Source organism: Portibacter lacus (assembly GCF_021533215.1).
Taxonomy (GTDB): Bacteria; Bacteroidota; Bacteroidia; order Chitinophagales; family Saprospiraceae; genus Portibacter; species Portibacter lacus.
The window spans coordinates 120,839-140,461 of the sequence record NZ_JAJNKA010000005.1 but is presented as its reverse complement, the minus strand read 5'-3'; the positions used below and the strand labels follow the sequence as shown (position 1 = coordinate 140,461).

The following is a 19,623-nucleotide window of genomic DNA, read 5'->3' as shown; positions in this document are numbered from 1 at the left end:
TTTCATTCGTCCTTGCTATAGAAATACACTTTACCTTGATCAATATTACCATTTACATCTTTATTAGTAGATCCTATGATTACATTATTACCATCAATAGCAACAGAAAAACCGAAAAAATCGCCTGCTTTTCCATCTGAAGAAACAACTCCAGCTTGCTCAGACCAAAGAGAACCAGATCTCTTATAAATGAATCCCTTACCTTGATTTGAGTTGTTCAGAACATTTTTCTGCGAAGCTCCTATGACCAAATGATCTCCAGACATGGAAAGGGAGGATCCAAATTGATCAATATCTGCTCCATTAGCATCGATGATACAAACTTGTTCATTCCATGAAGTTCCTGACCTTTTGTAAACACATACTTTACCTTGACCAAATTCACCTACACTATAATCAAAATAGGTGACACTTGCGTAATCCCCAGATATAGAAACAGCAGAACCGAAAAAACTATATGCTGTTTCATTCGAAGCCAATAATTCAGACTGCAGATTCCACGCACTACCACTTCTTTTGAAAATATATGCCTTGCCTTGGTTAGTATTTGAACCAACGTCTTTCCCTTCTACACCTATGATGACGTAATCACCTGAAATAGAGACTTCTGAACCAAACTGATCATATTCCATCCCATCTGGTGCGGTAAGGATTGCATGCTCAGACCATATCATCCCATCTCGTTTGAATATATATGCTTTTCCTTGAAACTCATTGCTCCCTACAGTTTTATATGGTGCACCTATGATGGCATAGTCTCCAGAAATTGAAAGGGAGGATCCGAAATTATCACTAATGGTCCCATCGGATGAAACCAATGAAGACTCCTCTGCCCATGAGCCATTATTTTTTTTAAAAATATAAGCTTTCCCTTGCTCGGCATTTCCACCCACATCTTTACCTGGGGCTCCTATGAGGGCGTAATCATTTGAAATGGACACCGCTGAACCAAAATAATCACCTGCAGATCCATCCGAAGATGTTTTAAATAAACCGTCCAACCAATGGTCACCGTTTTTAGTAAATAGGTAAACTTTTCCTTGGCCATTATTGTTTCCTACCGATGCATTTCTTGCTCCAGCAATTGCATAGTTTCCTGATATGGAGACGGCGTTCCCTATTTGATCAAATTCCTGACCATCATAGGCTGCAAAATTACCATTTTCAGTTATATCCTTGTTTCCCCAATTACCGCCTTCATTCTTTGTAAATGATAGCCATTCCGAACCGTTAAATCCTTCGAAGTCCTTTATGGAAGCATTCCACCTGATAGTTCCCTCCTCTGGCAAGGTATTGTCGTCACCAAGTTTTATTTTTCCAGCAACATCCATAGCTTGAGATGGCGATATATTATTTATTCCCACTTTTGGATTGCTTATTTCATCACTATAATGAACAGTAATTTTCCAAGTTGTTGCATCTACTCTATTGACCAAAGTATTGCACCCTTGGATACCTTCGACCGTTCGCCTCGCCATGATTTCAAATATTAGTTCTGATCCACCGGGATAATTTCCATTGGCAATATTAATAGTCCTGGAATACTTGTAGGTACCTGATTCGCTACCCTTCCCAGCGCTTTCCTGCAACTCATCTTTATTAGTATTTTGGAATTTAATTAATGAGCGCTGGTGAGACTTTTGTCCTGTTCCGATGGCGGTCATATCATATTCAACATCGACAGCTACCACATTATAATTGTCACCAGGTGGAAGTGTCACTGAGAGTGTAGCTGACGGACCATTACAGGAGTCATCATAAGAATCAAAACTTGTGGGAATATCTCCAGTATTATAAGTTGCTGTAATGGTGTTTTGCGCTAGGATTCCTACAAAGGGTGGTATCATAAATAAGATTAGGTATAGCGTTTTCATACTTTATTTATTTAATTAAATCCATAAAGTTGAGAAATATTATACCTCGAAAACATCTAGGAAAACAGGTAAAAAGAATGGTTTATAAAAATTTAAAACACTTTGTGAAGAAAATTAAATGAATAACAAGAGTTTTACTTCTTTAAAAAGATAAAATATTAAAAACTACCTTGTGCACCCAAGGTGAAGGATATTCCACGAAGTTGACTTGCACTGAGTCTCATTCCGACTCCAAAATTCACTCCCTTTTTTTGTTTAGCTAGATCTGCTGCCATTTTTGCAGCCTTAGATATATCATCTATGTTGCCTTTATTTGAATTATAATAATCCATAGGATCATTTAGAGGTGCTATTGGTCCTTGCATCATCATGTTAGTTGCTGCGTCTCCACCGGATTGCATTGCAGAGCTAAAAGCATTTGGCATAGGTAAAAGAGGTGAACCATATCCCAAGCTAAGAGAAGCAGATTGGCCTAAAGGATTTACTGAAAGTCCTGCATTAAATGGACCTTGTTTATACCCAGCGCCAAGAGTGAAGTCTGAACCTCCTGGAGAATAAGCGGCTTTTCCAGAAAATGGACCTTTTTTCACCCCTAGACTTAAAGCGGAACCATAACTATATCCTAATCCGGCACTAAAATCGTCTTTTTTATACCCTAACTTAGCCTCTCCAGTATCGGCAGAAAGCTTAAATCTCCAAAATGCCATTTGTACACTTGGAGGTAAGACTTTTACATCAACGTCAACCTCCTTATCATCTTTTGTATTTTCTGATTCTGGATCCTTTTTCTGAATTGGAGCTTTTCCGGAACTGACTGGATTTGATGGAGGAGTTAAAGACTTACCTTTTTCGTTTTCTGCGGTTTCGGGCTCAGCGAAGGCAATGGTTTCTTGTTTCCGCTTGTCTTCTTTGTCACTATAATCAGCCATGCTTTTGGTTTAGTTGGAGGGGTCATTACAGCAAAATTAAAATATAAAATGTTCAAATTCAATAGCTAAGCTCTAAACTTCATGTTTTTTAATTTAAACTTGTGTATACAAATTAGGAGGTAAATGAGATTATGTTTAATTAATAAATATGTACTTCAGCATGATTTTCAAGTCAAATTCTTTTGTCAATGATAAAGTCTACATTAAAATTTAAAATAACCCATATAAACTACCTAAAATGGAATATTGACTGTAACCGAAGTGCCATTCCCTGGGGAAGTAACGACGTCCATGCTTCCTTTCATCTGTTCTACGCGTGAAGCAATAGATTTCAAGCCTAATCCACTGGCTCTTAATGCTGATTCATAGTCAAAACCTTGACCATCGTCCTCTACGACGATTTGAATTTCCTTTTCAAATTTCGAAAGTTGGATGAAGACACTTTGGGCATTTGCATATTTGGTGATGTTATTGATGAGTTCTTGCATGATCCGATAAACGGACAATTCTATTTTTTCGTTGAATCGATCATCATTAAATCCGACCAATTCAAAATCTGTTTTCGTCTCGTGGATTGTCCTTAATTCATGGACTAATTGTCTTACCGCAATAGACAGTCCGCCAGCGCGTAAATCTGCAGGCATGAGATTATGCGAAATTCGTCGAACTTCATCATGTGCCTTGTCGATCATCAAGTTAGCGGTGTTATAGATATCTAGGTTTTCTACCTTTTCAATTTCAGATTGAATTTTGCCAAAATGAGCTTTAACAGTAGTCAGTAATCCACCTAATCCATCATGCAGATCTTTGGCAATTCTGATGCGTTCATTTTCTTGACCTTCCAATATAGAGGACATAGAAAGGAGTTTCTTTTCTTGTTCCAATGTTTGAATTTTTTGTTGGTTTAAATCTTGTTCTTGCAGTGCAATTTTCTTGTCTCTCTTACTTCTACTGAAAAGCCCCCAAATGAAAGACCCGCCAAGCAGAACAGAAAGACCTAATCCTCCAAAAAGGAGATTTCTTTGGTAAGTTTTTTGGTTTAAATCTTGTTTCTGCTCTTCTAATATTTTGTCTTTAATTGCAGTTTCATACTTAGTTTCTAGTTCCGCAATTTTGGTTTTGCTTTCATTGATACTCAATGAATCTTTGTACTTTTCATATTGTAACCTAGCAGTGTAGGCTTCTTTGAATTTACCTTGTTCAGAAAGGAGTTCAGCATAGTTTTTATAGCCATGTACTTGTAGATCTCTTAAGTTAATAGAGTCTGCAATGGCAATTGAATTCAAGTAATATTGCTCACTTAGCTGCTTATTACTCCCTTTTTTTAATATATCTGCTAAACCCATTTCATGAATAGCGATAAAACGTTTACTTCCAGATTTTCTTGAGTAATTGACAGCTAATTCAGCGTATTCTCTTGCTTTATCATGTAGGTTTTTATCAAGATAGGCGCCACTTAGTAAATTATATGCTGAAGCAATTCCTGTATTTCTTTCTAACTCTTGTTCTAAGTTTAGAGCAATATTAGCATATATTATAGTGCTATCTGGATCCATTTCTTGCTGATAGAATAGGTTTGCAATATTATTATTGATCATCGCTTGCATAGGAATATTGTTTTCCTTTTCGGCTAATTCGCCAGCATTGGAATAACTAGTAATTGCTTTATCAAATTCATTTAGATTTTTATAAATAATACCTAAGCTATTGTAGACATTGATGACACCATTGTTGTTCTCACTCTTCTCATAATAGGTCTTAGCTAAATAATACTTTTCTACAGCCTTTTCATAATTGCCCATGTAACTATTTACCACCCCGAGATTAAAAGCACAAACCCCCATTTTGCTATCATTTTTCATGTTTTTATAGAGGTCGAATCCTTGCTCAAAAAACACAATAGATGAATCATAAGTACTATTGATTCGATGGTAATATCCATGGAACATATTTTTATTGGCCTCACATTCTTCTGATCTGATTTCAGTACAAAGGGAATCAATAACAAACAAGAGTTCTTTAGCTTTTGATAGGTCGCGAACTAAGTGATGTAAAAAAAGATCACCAAAGATTTTCAACTTTGAGCTATCAGACGTTGCTGCTTCAAATTTTAAACTTAAACTGTCGGTCGAACCTTGAGATGAACAAGTAATCCAAGTTGAAACAAAGAAAATGGTTAGGTATAATTTGAGTGATAAATGTATTTTCATTTGAATCAAATTTGGACAATGAAAGCAGCTTTATTAAAGGCTATCGGATTTAATGAATTTTTTTCAACCGCTTTTACCTAAAAATAATAAAATCATTCTTCATTTTCATCTAGTGATGTTCGAATGGCTAAAGATGTTATAAATTAATATGTCCAGCCTCTATGAATTCATTGATTTTTACTAGCTAATGTCTCATTACATCTATTAGAAAACAATAGAATCTTATAACTTTCCTATTTCTCAGTTTTGCGCTTCCATCAATGATCTCTTCTAATTCCTATACACCATTAACTAATTACAAGGGACTGTTGGCTAAGTGATGCTTTGAGTAAAATGATAAGCAGTCTATATTAGGAGAAACACTTAGTTTATGAAACAGGTCATTATTTTAGTTTTCCTACTTTCTTTCATTGCACTATCAGCTCAAAATGTTGGAGTGAACATTACTGTACCGGAGTCTACAATGGACATTCGATCTAAAACTAATGCAGAGCCTAGTGAGCTGAATATTTCCAATCAAGATAGATCTAGATATGTGCGATTTTGGAGTGGAAGTGAGATGTACCCTGATCCATCGATGAGCTGGAATCCTGGCCACAGTTTACTTTTTGCTACTTATGATGATGCCACATTTACCTTTACAGAATACATGAGGATCGATTCGCAAGGTAAGATGGGAATTGGCATTGCCGAACCAATGGCACGACTAGATGTCAAAGGGGGAGATTGGAATTTAGATGCTGGAAAACCTGGTGATCTTCGTATAGGAAATGCCACATATAATTTTAGGATAGGAGTTGCTACCGGAGGTGGAGGTGCAGGGATTACGCGAATGTATAGCCAAGGAAACAGCCTCAATCTCGGGACCAACAATCGGCCTAGTCTTTCCATTGGCGCCAATGAGAATATTGGAATCGGGACAATGGATCCTCAAGCGCGTCTCGAGATTAATTCCTCGGGCTTAAGTGATACGCTTCTCTGGTTGAAAAACGGCACCACAAATGGATTTGTCGACTATGGCATTTTCTTCAATGATGAAAATGCTACGCCAACTGTAGGTGCATACATTAAGGCAGATGATACTGCTATTTTTGCAGAATCTGACCAAGAAAGTACATATGTAATTACGGGGAGAGCGAATTCGACAACTGGAGGTGGAACGGGAGTTTATGGGGAGAGCCATGCGCCAAATGGTGTAGGAGTGCGGGCTGGAAGTTGGCATCCTTCAGGAACAGCAGTAAGAGCATATGTCTATGCTGGACAAGGAAATGGTATTGCCGTCCACGCAGAATCAGATGGCAGTCATGGTATAGGAGTTCAAGCAGAAGGTAACTCAATAGGAGTATATGGTGAAGGAAAAACAGGAGTTCATGGAATAAGTGACGACCCAAATGGAATTGCAGTCGTTGCATATAATACTAGTAATACTGGTGCTGCAACTGGAATTTCGGCATCATCAATTAGTCCTAATGGTACCGCAATTGAAGCCATTGGTGGTGAAATAGGTGTTTATGGATTTGCCTCAGGCGCGAATATAAATGGACGAGGGGTAAAAGGACGAGCTAATGGACCAAGTGGTCAAGGAGTCAGAGGTGAAGCACCTGGATCATCTGCAAAAGCAATATATGGCGAAGCAACAGGAGAACAAGGAAAAGGTATCCATGTAAAAGTAACCAGTACACACAGCAGTGCCAATGCAATACTTGCTGAATCAGGAGGAGGATCTTCGTATGCTGGATATTTTTTAGGAAGAGTTCATGTTGCAGGTGTGCTTTCAAAGTCTTCAGGAAGTTTCAAGATAGACCATCCCCTTGACCCAGAGAACAAATACCTCTCCCACAGTTTTGTGGAGAGCCCAGATATGATGAATATTTATAATGGCAACATTGTTACTGACAAGGACGGAAACGCAATTGTAAATCTACCAGATTACTTTGAAGCCTTGAATATGGAATTCCGATATCAATTGACCGTAATTGGTGAGTTTGCACAAGCCATCATAAGCGAAAAAATTAGTGGAAACTCTTTTAAATTAAAAACAGATAAGCCAAACATAGAAGTTAGCTGGCAGGTAACGGGTGTTAGGAACGATGCATTTGCTAGAAAAAATAGAATTCAAGTGGAAGAGGTAAAAGAAGCAGAAAATCGCGGAAAATATCTAAACCCAGAGGCCTTTGATAAAGAAAAAGCCAATTGATCGTGACTCGAAAACTATGATTAAAGCAGCGTAGTCTAATAACGCACCATAATATTTTTACTTTTTTGCACTTACAAACAATTCAATTATTCATTAACCTCGGATTGGAATATTAATCGTAAACGAAGAAACATTCCAGTTTTTTTAGAGGCCACATTCATATGTCCTTTCAACTGTCCAACCAGGGAAGCTATTGATTTTAAACCCAAACCATTTAACTTTAAGGCTACCTAATAATCAAAATCTCTTCCATCGACCTCTACGACAATTTGAACTTCGCTATCGAATTTTGAAAATTGAAATAAGACATTATTAGCTTCAGCATATTTGATGAAATTATTTATAGTGAGATCTACATTATCCACCAACCACTCTTCAGTATATCTCACTCAATCAAACTTCATATTGTTTTCATGAACTTAACTTACTTCTTAAACCAATTGTCTAATCGCAATTGTAGGTCGAAACCTGTTAATGTCTTTGTGTTTCAAAATTTTCACGGTGACTATTTAAAAGAAATAAAAACATGAATCTAAAATTTGTAAGCACCATTAGGGCTATTGCCCTAATAATGATATCTTGAACTCAGAATTTAATGTTTTTTACATTAAGTATTCTTGATGATATGGAAATAAATTTAAGCAACATGTGAAGATAGATACTCTAACTAGAACCCATGAAAATTACAGATAATTGTTATTAAATTTCCCAAAAACATCGAATGAGCATAAACTTCATCAATTATTGAACATTACTCAAAAGGACATAAATGAACAATTTTAATAAAATAACATTGGCCCTAATCTTCTTCCTGTTCCTTCTAGAGATATCCGCACAAAGAGCGGAAATGATATTAGAAGAATCCCCACATGACCTCATCTTCTCTGCATTACCTGCTGTGTGGGACGAAGGGATACCGCTAGGAAATGGAATGGTAGGTGCTTTGGTATGGGAAAAAGAAGGCAAGTTGAGGTTATCCTTAGACCGAGTTGATCTCTGGGATTTGCGACCTATGGAGAATGCAGATACGCGGGTTAATAATTACAAGTGGGTTTATGATCAATGGAAGAAAGATGACTACAAACCTGTTCAAGATCGATATGATGCTCCTTATAACCGGAGCCCAGCACCATCGAAAATTCCTGGTGCTGCACTTGAGTTTGATGTGTCTAGTTTAGGAGAGGTAGAGTCCGTGCATCTTAATCTAGAAACGGCTATCTGTAAAGTGAGCTGGAAAAGTGGTGTTCGTTTTTATGCTTTCGTACATGCTGAAGATCCAGTGGGCTGGTACCGATTCGAAGGCTTGGAAGGGGAAATAAGCTCTGAGTTAATTCCTCCAGCCTATAACTTAGCAGGAATAAGTGGAGAAGAAAGCCCTGTAACGGGTCAAGACCTTCGAAGGTTAGAATATCCTGAAGGGGTAAGCATCCGAGCAAGTACACGCCGCAATTAAGGTATTAGAGATTTATAATCAACAAATTGCTTGTCAGCTAGGATATTAAGTGTTTGAGTTAACCATTCTCTAGGATTTACATTCTTGGCTTTACAAGTAGCGAACATGGTATACATTATCACTATTCTTTAAGCTGCATCATGTGAACCTGCAAATAAAAAATTCTTTCTGCCCAAAGCTAATGGACGTATTTTGTTTTCTATAAGATTGTTATCTAGTTTTAGCTTACCAGATTGGGTTACTGCAATTAGTTTAGGATATTTGCCTTATATAGTAACCTAATGCTTGACCTATCTTACTTTTAGGTGTTGTTTTTAATATTTTTTGTTTACTCCAATCTAGCAATTGTTCTAGTTGGGGTTTTATTTGCTCTTGCCTTTTTCTATAACGCTATTATTCAATTGAGAATGATTACCTTTAAACACTTCCGGAACTATTGCTTTAATATTTTATAGTGTTTTGACATCCCTTCCCATTCTACCTTCAATATGTAAATCCCAGGAGGTCCTTCAATTTCGATATTCAGAGAAGAATCCATAATGTGCAGATCTTGAAATTTAACCTTCCCAGCTAAGTCATACACGATCATCTGAGACGGAATTAGTTCGCCAAAAGAAATATGAAACCCATCCTTGAAAGGGTTAGGGGAAATCGTTGCAATTGATCCTTGGGCTTCGTCACTTGTGGAAGATGTTTCTTGATTAACGGTAACCGTCCAGTCAGCACTTGCAATTTGATCTTCGGCTAAAACGTTATACACAACAGGATTCGTAAAGTCAACCACAGATGTTCCACTTATTTGCTTTACGTCATTGATGCTTGCACTTGCACCTTGTGAGAGCATAAAAGTTGGCGTCAATTCAAGAAGATTTGCCTCTGAGCTGACGGTAATGCTTATCGTTCTTTCTGTAGAGTCGATGACTGCTAATTCGGTTTCCTCTGGTATATTAAATCCTAAAAATGCGGTCTCTGTATTCGGAGCAGGAAAATAAGTAGCAATTAAGAAGTCAAATTGAGCAAGTATATCTGCAGCAAATTCTTCATCGAATTCTTGAAGGTACTTTTCATATCGTGGATATTGATAATCTTCTTTCGGAAATAGATCGTGGTAGACCATGTAGTCTTCTAGTGTTTTCGGGGCAACATTTTCCCTGTACTCTAATATCCTTGCTTTGATTTCTGGACTCTGTGGATAAAATTGCAATTCTGCAGCTAATTCTGGGGAAGGATTAATACCCCAAAAATGGAACAATGGAGTCATATTAACACCCAGAGCGTCTGATGCTGCCTTGATGTACTCATCTCTTCCTACGACATATCCACGCCAGTCGCAAACCGTCGAGGATTGCTCTACTCCACTTTCATAGAATTGCCCATTGACTTTTGAAATAGCTTCCCAGCCAAATATCTCCGCGATATCCGCATACTTAGCCCAGCTTCGAGGTTGATATCTAAGCATTTCACTTTCTTCTAGAGGAGCTGAATCATCTAGGTACATCTTTTGATTGGTTCGGAAATTATTCGTTATGATCCAATCAAAAGCAGCTTGGTAAAACCCAAATTGCTGACCTACACCACTCTCTCTAAGTGCATCATTGACACTTAGATTATAGACATTGCTGTATACAGAAGTAGCCAACATATGATTTACGGATTCCGCTTCCAGAAAGTGACACGGATCGAGATCTCCACCATAAGCCATCGTAGGATCTAGGTGATTATGTCCCATTTCATGAAATAAAGTTTCATGTGGTTTTGTAGTGACCACGGTCAATGGATTCCAACTCGGTTCTTCTGGACGAAAGGCCTCTGATATAGGTATAATAAGCGGATAGCCAGCTCCGTATGCTGGAGTTACAAGACGGGTATCGAAGCTATAGTATTCAGCTCTTGGTCGCTCATTCGGTCTGCCGGCAACATAACGCGCCGCATCCATGATTTCATCCCACCGAGTCATGATTTCATCAGGATTAGTGATACTGTCAAGTTTACTTGTGGGAATAGTAAACATAAATTTATCGGATTCGAAATCTGCCCATGGAGCTCCTGTATTAGCAACTTGATTCAGCCATTCACTGACGTCGGTTTTCGAAGCTTCCCTCCACGAAAAGTAAGGCGATTTCACAGCGTTTTCGATCTTGATTTCTATGGCTCCGACGCTTGTTCCTTCTGGTACCTTTAGATAAATTCCTCCACCAAATGGGTTCGCTACTTTTATTTCCGAACTTGTAAGTGGGTACTCAGCAGAAATATCTGGAAATCTGTTGATAATGCTAATATAATCGTAGTCCATATTACGAAAATGAGCGCCTACAATAATAGAAAGCCCTTTATTGACCGCTTCGGAAGGAACGGTAATGGTTACGATATCTCCAGCAGCAACAAAATATCCAGTAGGTCTAACGACACGAGACTGATCTGTTAACTCAGCAGCTATATCGCGATGATAGGATCCATTCACAGTTACGGTAGCTTCAGGAATTCTAGGTGTATTTTCTGGAACTGTTCCAGGAGCCACTTTAGCGTGCTCAAATGCTACACCTTCCATATTTTCGATATTTCCAGGGATAAATTGGGTCTGGAAAACATAGTCCTGTGAATATTGAAGCACTTGATCATGAAGAGGTAATTCATTAAAGGCAAACGACTGACCATTTTCATATAAAGGCGGATTCAAATCCTCATAAGCAGCGGTATAGTGGAATAAATCATTTTTAAAGTCTTCATAATCGGAGAAATACAAATTTTGTATGATTGTTTCTTTGAGACTCTCTTTTTCCGATTCCTGTAAGGTTACTTCACCCGTTAAGTCATTGGAAAGTTGTTGAAAAGCTGATTTTAAGGCTTCATTGTCAGTGGCAGTTGGAGCGTCAATTCTAAAGTTATCTATGTCTATGAAGATATCTTCAGCTGCTCCATAAACGCCCTTTATTTGAATTTGATTGCTTGTCAATAATTCTTGAAAATTTTCAAAATCAAAATCCTGTGAAAAGGGACCATCAAACCGAGCATCCCCAAGGCTTGTCTGCCATCTGTTTTTACTAATATCAAATTTTAAAGACACTCTTCGCCATGACTCTATGTCTGGATCGTTATAAAAATAAGTACCATTAGCATAGCCATTAATCCCATCATTAAAATTAAATCCCCATTCTGCCTCAAAACCTGGATAATTAGTCATCTTTATATTAAGCACAGTGTTGTTTTCATTGGCGCTAAAAAAGTCAAAGCCTTGCCAACAACAATCAGCATCAATCGGATCTGAATCTAGTATTCTCATATCGAAACTGACTTCAAAGGAGTTTTTAGCAAAGGCAGCTTCACTTAAACTTACTGGAAATTCAATTAGACTTCCAGGACTTAATCGACAGAATTTGCGACCATCTTCATCCATAAAAGTTATTTCCCCAGAACTAGTCGGCGTGTAATTTCCTAGCGCATCTTCTATATTTTCGTCAAAATCCAAAACTACACTTTGGCCAATTAAACCTGTAGAAATGAAAAATAGCGGTAGGAGAAAAAGAATGAGCTTGTTAACTTGTTTCATAATTTTGGAGGATGAGATTTTTAAAGGTTAAAAAGGTCGGAGCAAGGGAGGATTGCCATACAAGGCCAACGGTGATAACTTTGTAGATCAGTTTGTACTCTTAATTTCACTTGCACTTTTCAGCTGTGGTTTTCATTAATAATTTGGTTTCTGGTCTAGCGGCTAAATTGATATCTCATATAGTTAAACAAATTAATTTTATTCGGCCTTCCAGATGTCGCAATTTGTCAATTTTAGAGTTAAGAAGCAAGTATAACAATTGGGTAATTATTGATCAGACCAGAACTGCGATTTTTTCGAAACGGGATCAAACTAAAAACTGAATTGATTAATCGGATGATCAGTCAATTCAGTTTCATTATAGTTGCAATCAATGATTTAGTAAGTTTTATAGCTTAGTTTTCAGCGGTTTCGTTAATGCCTAAAACGGTTTCTATTTGCGCCATTCTGTTTTCAAGGGCATCTACTTTAGCGCTGGTGCGTGAAAGAATCGTTGCCATTTCATTGGTTTTAAGTCCTATGATCATGTTGACAAGATTCACGGATTGGTCTCCATCAGACCATGCTCTGCCCACGATTGTAGATACATGTTCTAACTTTAATTCCTCTGGTGCAACGGCTAACCCATATCCATCATGACGACCTGAAGGGATAATATAATCACCAGATCTTACCTTTCCGACTACCCAGACTGGTGCCTGTCCAAGAAAAGCGACCTTTTCATATTGGTCTAGAGAAAGGGTGTCACTTGGCATGTTTCCAAGAACGATAGGCATCATTGAAATTACTAGTAATTGTTCCGCCCCTTCGGTTACTTTCGTGATCTTACCTCCTTTTACCCCTACGATCTGACCATCTTCGATGTGTTCATTAATATCTTCTCTTAGTAGATATTCAGCATAATCAGCACCTCCAGATCCGTAGGTTACCCCACCATTTTTGCAGTCCGCTAGATTATTCAGAAATGCTTGATCCTTTAATAAAGCAATATCCTGAGGATTCGTTGTAATTAAACTCCGTTCACCATTTTCTAGCGCCCAACACATAACCTCTTTTAAGTCGGTGAATGCACCAGCGATCGGTGTGGGGTCAAAAAAGATATCGAAATCAAGGTATGGAAGACGACCTCCTGATAAAGTCGGAAGTTGTCCTGGATTTAGAGTTGGAAAGGAACCACCAGAAAGAGATGGTAATTGACCACCACTTATATACGGTAAGTTTCCAGGATTAAGAGTTGGAAAACTAAATCCAGTCCATTCAAAAGTATAAAAATCTACCGGAGGAGTTGGACAAAAAGGACCACAAAGCAAATTTTGAATAAAAGCATCTCCATTAAAGTCTAGTGAAAATGATCCTACGCTACCATTATTTAAAGATGCAGGAGTTCCAGCATTAAATATTGGGAATTGTCCTGGATTAAAATTTGGGAAAGAACCTCCACTTAAATATGGAAGTTGCCCGCCTGAAAGGCTAGGAAGCGATCCCCTGTCAAAGACTAAATTCTGGATGGAAACGATATCAAAGTAATCCGTAAAATCTATTTCTGGAAATGAGGCCATAGAGATATCTTCTGTGATGCTAAATCCTTCGATTCTTCCAGCTACACCGTCTTGGTCATTAAAAGTGATAAAATTGTTACCAGCTCCATTGTTCGGTCGATTAAGTTTTATTTCCAGACCATCTCCTTCGATCCCAGGAGCAGTATTTTCAATTTTCATAATGTGGCCTATCGGATTGGAAGAAACGACATCAAATTTGGTTTGAGGAGTAAGTGTTCCAACACCTATCGAACCGAATTTATTCAACGAAAGTGCGGGAGAAAAATCACCTTCATTCGAAACTCCAAAGTGCATCCACTCTAAATTTATGGGGGGATTACTAGGTAAAGTAATTTTCTGACCAACTATTCCGAACAGTGCCTCTTCGCCAAATCCCAGTTTAAGACCTCGATAAGCAGAAGCATCTGCAATGGTAATTTCATTTTCAACATTCAGATCCCGTTTTACTTTGACATTTGCATCAAAATCTAAAGTATTGTTACTGAAGTTCCCGTAAATAAACGGAGATTCTCGATCTCGGTTATCTATAATCAACATTCCACTTTCTGTAGATGTATATCCAGCATTGGTCCCAATAAAAACATTTTTATTTCCAGAGGATTGCCCTCCTGCATTCGCTCCGATCAATGTATTATATTCTCCTGAATTATCTTGCCCCGTGCGAAACCCAATAAAGGTGTTTTGACCTCCTTGTCCATTTGCACCAGCACCAGATCCAATATAAGTATTATGAAATCCATTTATATTTGAAGTACCTGCATCGTGACCGATATATGTGTTTCGTGCGCCATTTGTGTTTTCAGCCCCAGCCTCATTCCCAATAAATAAGTTGGCATTTCCTCCATCATCATTTTTTCCCGTAGAGGAACCGATGAAAATAGAGTTGGTATTGTGAATTAAACGAAGTCTTCGTTCATCGATGATCATCACTTCTTTACCGTTAGAAGTTAGCCTAATTAGGTCTTCATCAGGAAATCGTTCAACCTGAATTTTAGTATCACTATCTGCATCAGCCAGTATCTGTAGGCAAGCTGAAGCAAGTGCAGACCCATCTGAGAAGAGGATGGTATCCATAATTTCTAATTGGCCAGTGACTTTTGCATTTCCTAAAATTTCGACTTGCTGGGCAGATAGACCAGAAAAAAAGACGGTTAAGCAGCAAAGTAAAGTGATTTTTCTAAGTAATAAACTTTTTGATTTGTGGTAAGTAATAGCTTTCATTTGATTAATATTTCTTACAAATCTATGCATAGCACAGCGGCCAAAACATCTATGAAAACCAGTATCTTTTGATTATATGAACCGAATAATTGTTGTGAAAAGAGTGTAAGGGGTTAGGTTTTAGGTCAATGTTTATGCTATTTTGAATTTTGAAGCATATTAAAAAGTAAGATATTTTGCTTTATAATAGATAAAAAGTAATTGCGAAACGACAGGTTTTATGCTATCGTTTCGCATAGAGTAAGGAGCTTTCAATTATTCCTTAAATGCTAATTCTTTAGCATTTAGCATCGTTTCAATGGAAGTTAATCTCTGATCCATAGTGTTCATTTCTTTAGACATACGTCCAAGGATATTCGCCATTTCATTGGTTTTGAGTCCAACTGCCATATTGACTAGGTTAACAATCTTATCCCCATCTTCCCAAGCACGACCGACCACTTTCGAGATCTGCTCAATGGTCAATTCTTCTTCTGCAACGGCTAATCCATAACCATCATTTTGACCAGAAGCGATAATGTAATCTCCGGATTCGACATCTCCAACTACCCAGACAGGGGTTTGACCAATAAAAGCAACCTTTTCGAAATCTTTAACCCTTGATGAATCAGGCATATTTCCCAGCACTACAGGCATTACTGATATGGCCATTATTTGATCTGCACCTTCTGTATTTAGGCTTATTTTTCCATTTTTAACACCAACTATTTGCCCGCCTTTAATAGCTTTCGAGGGATCTTCTCGTTCTAACCATTCCGCGTAATCCGCACCTTTGGACCCGTAAGTGACGCCGCCGTGTTTCTGAGTTGCAATATTTGCCCAATAATCTGGATCATTCATTAGTTTTATACTATATGGATCAGCAGATAAGGCTTCTATTCCATTTTCAAAAGCCCAACCCACAATTTTTTCCATATCAGCATATGCTGTAGTTTGTATGCTTGGATTAATTAGCCCATTAATATTAAATTGAGGAAGTGATCCCCCTGAAAGGTATGGCAAACTGCCACCATAGAGATAAGGTAATGCACCTGGATTTAATGTTGGAAAACTTGCTCCAGATATACCTCCAGAAATCCATTGCTTATAACTATTGCAAAATGGATTAGCTTGGCATGCTAAATTATCAGCAAGGTCATCAAAGTCAACATTAAAGCTCAAACTTCCGAAACTACCTCCAGAAAGAGATGGTAAGCTTCCTCTATTCAGTGACGGAAATGAGCCTGGATTTAATGTTGGAAAACTTCCAGGAGTAAAAACAGCATTGATTATAGCATTTACATCAAAGTATACACTAAAATCTATTCCAGGAAAATCTGTAAAGTTGGGCCCCTCTCCAAGCGCAAATCCTTCTATTCTCCCAGTAGTACTATTGGCATCTGTGAAGGTGATATAGTTGTTTAATGAACCAGTAATTGTTCGGTTAATCTTGATCTCTAAACCATCGGCACTTGCACTTGTGCTAGTATTTTCGATTTTCATGACATGACCACTTGTTCTACTCCCTCTTATATGCAACTTAGTTTGCGGATCTACCTCTCCTATGCCTATATTTCCATTTTCTCCATTTAATGTTAGCAAAGAAAAGCCACCTTGATCATAAAAGGTTTTGAAATGAAGCTTGTCTTTGTAGTTGCCATTATTCTCAAAGGTTATACCTATTAATCCAGCAGTAGTACTTCCGAATTTGATGCCTTTATTGGTGTCACCACTTCCCATATTGGTAAACTGAAGACTATTATCATCAATATCTAACCTCCTTAGTACTCTTGTCCACGCATCCATTTCTAATTTTCTCCCATCCATTTCACCATAAATAAATGGAGTCTGTAGATAGTTGTTATCAATCAATAATTTGTTATGCACTGTTCCGACGATGTCAGCATCTTTTCCTAAAAATATATTTCCTGAGCCCCTATTGTATTTTCCTGCACTATGTCCCAGATAGGTATTATCATTTCCTCCTGCTGCTTCTCTTCCAGCATCTCGACCGACAAACACATTGTTAGAACCTAATGATTGGTATCCTGACGAAACGCCAATTGTTGTATTCTCGGAACCATTAGAATTGTTCTGAAAAGCATTCGCACCTACAGCAGTGTTTGCAAAACCATTAGCTTGCTGCCCCGTTTCATAACCAATATAAACACTCTTATTGTTTGTTGCATCATCGGATGCTCCAGCTTTATATCCGATAAACACAGAACCTCCACCATCAGCTAGTTCCAGTCTATTGTTTTCGAATCGTGCTATTTCGACGTCTTTGATCGTAAATCTGATGATGTCCTCATCTGCATTTTTTTCAACTTCTATTTTTGTGTCAGCATCTGAATCTTGTAGGATCTGCAGGCATGCAGAAGCAAGTGTCGTTCCATCTGAAAAGAGGATGGTATCCATAACTTCTAATTGTCCTGAAATATTAGCATCTCCTTGTATTTCTACTTTTTGACCAAATAGGGAGGCGCCTACGAGAATAATGCTAACCAGCGTGAGAATAATTTTAGACTGTAGCGTTTTGTAATTTGAATGTAATTGTGTTGTTTTCATTGTCTTTGTCTTTTCTTCAAAATTAGGTTCAAAACAAAGGCTAAACATCTATGAATTCTGGTAGTAAACTAAAATGTATGAATTCATTGATAAGAATAGAACTAACAGCGCTCATTGATCTGACAGCGCTTACTGATCTGACACCGCTTACCGCGATGTAAGATCTATTTCCTAAGACCGATATCATCGCAGAAAGCGATAACATCAGGAAATTAATTCTGGAGAAGCGACAAGATATGTGACTGCCTGGATCTAGAAATGGGCATTTCACAGCCAGCGAGCATTTTAATAGTACACTGACCACCACCTAATTGTACTTGACTGACTTGCCTGATATTTACCAAAAAGGATTGGTGAACTCGGATAAAAAAAGGTGACGAAAGGATGTTTTGGAAGTATTTCAGTGTTTTAGAACTTAGTATCTTTTTACCACAGACGGTGAAGATTTCCGTATAATTCCCTTGAGCCTTAAGATGACTGATGTCTTGCCTATTCAAACAGTAGATGACATCTGATGTCCTGATGTAAAGAAAGTCTTTTTTGAAACCAAGATCTTTGATTTTTTCAGGACGCTTTTCAAATTTCATTTGGGAAAGATTCAATCTTTCATGGACCATTATTGTTTTCATCTTGAAGGATTTTTCCCCAGAAAACTAAGCGAAAACTTAGCTTCTCCAGAGTTATTTCTTCAAATGTATGACCTATTTGGACACAAAACCTCTATGAAATCTAGTATTTTCTGTCTAATTCAATTGATTATTCAGAAAAAGTGCCTACTAAAAAGTCAATTTCTGACTTGGTTAGGATTAAACTATAGATAGCATTCACTTTAGAAAAGGCTGCAGTCAAGTACTGATTTTGTACATTTCGGAAGTCAATAGAGCTTATCTGTCCACCCTTGAATCGTTCTTCTGTTATCTCAAGATTTCGCTCTGCAATTTTAATTTGCTCATCTGAAAGAGATAATATCTGAAGCTGATTTTCATGATTATCTACTAGAATATCTAGTTGATTCCCAAGTGTTGCTTGTGCTTCTACAATGTTTATTTGATCTATATCTTCCTGAATCTGTGCATTAGCGATATCTGCTTTTCGTACTCCACCATCGAATAATCTCCAACTCGCAGAGGCGCCTATACTCCCGTTGAGACGATTACTGAATAGTAAATCATATGGTTCGCCTGTCATCGGATTATCAGCAAAGATCTTGAATCCATTTTCAGCAGCCCCTACAGATGCATTAACGCTTATCGTCGGAAGCATATCAGTCTTTTCCAATTTCGTATTAAGTCTGTTCAGGCTAGCGATCATTTCTAAACTTTTCAATGTGTAATTCTCCTCAGAAAGTACTTTCTTAAGTGATGCGATGTCTATTTGCTCATTAATGATGGCTAGTCTTTCAGGGAATGTATAATTAGCATATCCTATGATATTCAATGTATTATAAAGGTTCCGCTTAGATATTTCAACCTGTTGAATCTGATTAACTAAATTGATGGAATCAGAAAGTACAGCATTTTCAAATTGTATCAAATTGAAACTATTAGATGCGCCAAAAGACCTTTTGGTTTCTTCATATGCTAATCTGTTTTTAGAGAGACTTAGACTTGATTCCAGAACAATTAACCGCTCTTGTTGGAATAAGACATCATAATAGTCCTGATAAATATTCCGCATCAATTCGTGGACTCCAGTCAGTTTGTTCAGTCTTTGTTGGTCAACAGAAATACCAAGTTGATCTTTTACAATCTGCACTCTTCCACCTGCGAAAACAACCCAATTTGCAGCGACATTACCATTAAGAGAGCCATTATAATATTCTCCTTTAAGGAAACTCGCTGGGTTATTGTCTTGTGTAACGGTATTGGAAAAATTGGCCGTTAAGTCGATGGTAGGAAGCTTTCCAGCTCTTGCCCATGTATCATTGTTTTCAGCAATTAGAATAAACTTATCGTCAACTTTTATTTGATAATTTTTTTCCAGACCCATTGATATTGCTTTCGGAAGCGTCATACTTTCTTGGGCATGGACACTTAAAGCCATTATGAACAATACTACTATATAATTAATCTTCATCTTCATTACT

The 19,623-nt window shown here is 37.7% G+C and carries 12 protein-coding genes; 2 read left to right on the top strand and 10 right to left on the bottom strand.

Annotation, left to right across the window (positions count from 1 at the left end):
• Positions 1-2: 2 nt before the first annotated feature.
• The 3 genes from L2586_RS10035 to L2586_RS10025 form a co-directional block, all read right to left on the bottom strand.
• On the bottom strand, positions 3-1,874 hold the full coding sequence (locus tag L2586_RS10035) for an FG-GAP repeat protein (RefSeq protein WP_235292757.1): 1,872 nt from the start codon (positions 1,872-1,874) through the stop codon (positions 3-5).
• A 158-nt stretch (positions 1,875-2,032) separates the two neighbouring features.
• Entirely contained in the window at positions 2,033-2,803 is a 771-nt protein-coding gene (locus L2586_RS10030) for a hypothetical protein (RefSeq protein ID WP_235292756.1), read from the bottom strand.
• A 233-nt stretch (positions 2,804-3,036) separates the two neighbouring features.
• The gene (locus L2586_RS10025; protein ID WP_235292755.1) at positions 3,037-5,013 is read right to left on the bottom strand and encodes a tetratricopeptide repeat-containing sensor histidine kinase; all 1,977 of its coding nucleotides are present in this window, start codon (positions 5,011-5,013) and stop codon (positions 3,037-3,039) included.
• 370 nt (positions 5,014-5,383) lie between these two features.
• Here L2586_RS10025 and L2586_RS10020 point away from each other — a divergent pair, with 370 nt between their 5' ends.
• Positions 5,384-7,210 (top strand): hypothetical protein, encoded by a 1,827-nt coding sequence (locus tag L2586_RS10020; protein ID WP_235292754.1) that lies wholly within the window; start codon positions 5,384-5,386, stop codon positions 7,208-7,210.
• A 230-nt stretch (positions 7,211-7,440) separates the two neighbouring features.
• Here L2586_RS10020 and L2586_RS10015 read toward each other — a convergent pair whose 3' ends face one another.
• On the bottom strand, positions 7,441-7,599 hold the full coding sequence (locus L2586_RS10015) for a hypothetical protein (protein WP_235292753.1): 159 nt from the start codon (positions 7,597-7,599) through the stop codon (positions 7,441-7,443).
• 380 nt (positions 7,600-7,979) lie between these two features.
• Between L2586_RS10015 and L2586_RS10010 the strand changes: the two genes are divergently transcribed.
• Positions 7,980-8,663 (top strand): glycoside hydrolase N-terminal domain-containing protein, encoded by a 684-nt coding sequence (locus L2586_RS10010; protein ID WP_235292752.1) that lies wholly within the window; start codon positions 7,980-7,982, stop codon positions 8,661-8,663.
• 128 nt (positions 8,664-8,791) lie between these two features.
• Here L2586_RS10010 and L2586_RS24815 read toward each other — a convergent pair whose 3' ends face one another.
• From L2586_RS24815 to L2586_RS09985, 6 genes are all read right to left on the bottom strand, one after another.
• Positions 8,792-8,911, bottom strand: coding sequence for an IS66 family transposase (locus tag L2586_RS24815; RefSeq protein ID WP_394804403.1), 120 nt, complete (start codon positions 8,909-8,911; stop codon positions 8,792-8,794).
• Positions 8,912-9,096: 185 nt separating this feature from the next.
• Positions 9,097-12,210 (bottom strand): M60 family metallopeptidase, encoded by a 3,114-nt coding sequence (locus L2586_RS10005; protein WP_235292751.1) that lies wholly within the window; start codon positions 12,208-12,210, stop codon positions 9,097-9,099.
• Positions 12,211-12,605: 395 nt separating this feature from the next.
• Positions 12,606-14,990 (bottom strand): hypothetical protein, encoded by a 2,385-nt coding sequence (locus L2586_RS10000; RefSeq protein ID WP_235292750.1) that lies wholly within the window; start codon positions 14,988-14,990, stop codon positions 12,606-12,608.
• A 255-nt stretch (positions 14,991-15,245) separates the two neighbouring features.
• On the bottom strand, positions 15,246-17,537 hold the full coding sequence (locus tag L2586_RS09995) for a hypothetical protein (protein WP_235292749.1): 2,292 nt from the start codon (positions 17,535-17,537) through the stop codon (positions 15,246-15,248).
• Between the two features lie 212 nt (positions 17,538-17,749).
• The gene (locus L2586_RS09990; RefSeq protein WP_235292748.1) at positions 17,750-18,166 is read right to left on the bottom strand and encodes a LytR/AlgR family response regulator transcription factor; all 417 of its coding nucleotides are present in this window, start codon (positions 18,164-18,166) and stop codon (positions 17,750-17,752) included.
• A 127-nt stretch (positions 18,167-18,293) separates the two neighbouring features.
• A complete protein-coding gene (locus L2586_RS09985; RefSeq protein ID WP_235292747.1) occupies positions 18,294-19,619 on the bottom strand; it encodes a TolC family protein in 1,326 nt (441 codons plus the stop codon).
• Between the last annotated feature and the right edge of the window lie 4 nt (positions 19,620-19,623).

Bases quoted from the DNA above. Each gene is read 5' to 3' on its own strand.
- L2586_RS10035 (WP_235292757.1), bottom strand. From the start codon at position 1,874: ATGAAAACGCTATACCTAATCTTATTTATGATACCACCCTTTGTAGGA.
- L2586_RS10030 (WP_235292756.1), bottom strand. From the start codon at position 2,803: ATGGCTGATTATAGTGACAAAGAAGACAAGCGGAAACAAGAAACCATT.
- L2586_RS10025 (WP_235292755.1), bottom strand. From the start codon at position 5,013: ATGAAAATACATTTATCACTCAAATTATACCTAACCATTTTCTTTGTT.
- L2586_RS10020 (WP_235292754.1), top strand. From the start codon at position 5,384: ATGAAACAGGTCATTATTTTAGTTTTCCTACTTTCTTTCATTGCACTA.
- L2586_RS10010 (WP_235292752.1), top strand. From the start codon at position 7,980: ATGAACAATTTTAATAAAATAACATTGGCCCTAATCTTCTTCCTGTTC.
- L2586_RS10005 (WP_235292751.1), bottom strand. From the start codon at position 12,210: ATGAAACAAGTTAACAAGCTCATTCTTTTTCTCCTACCGCTATTTTTC.
- L2586_RS10000 (WP_235292750.1), bottom strand. From the start codon at position 14,990: ATGAAAGCTATTACTTACCACAAATCAAAAAGTTTATTACTTAGAAAA.
- L2586_RS09995 (WP_235292749.1), bottom strand. From the start codon at position 17,537: ATGAAAACAACACAATTACATTCAAATTACAAAACGCTACAGTCTAAA.
- L2586_RS09990 (WP_235292748.1), bottom strand. From the start codon at position 18,166: ATGAAAACAATAATGGTCCATGAAAGATTGAATCTTTCCCAAATGAAA.
- L2586_RS09985 (WP_235292747.1), bottom strand. From the start codon at position 19,619: ATGAAGATGAAGATTAATTATATAGTAGTATTGTTCATAATGGCTTTA.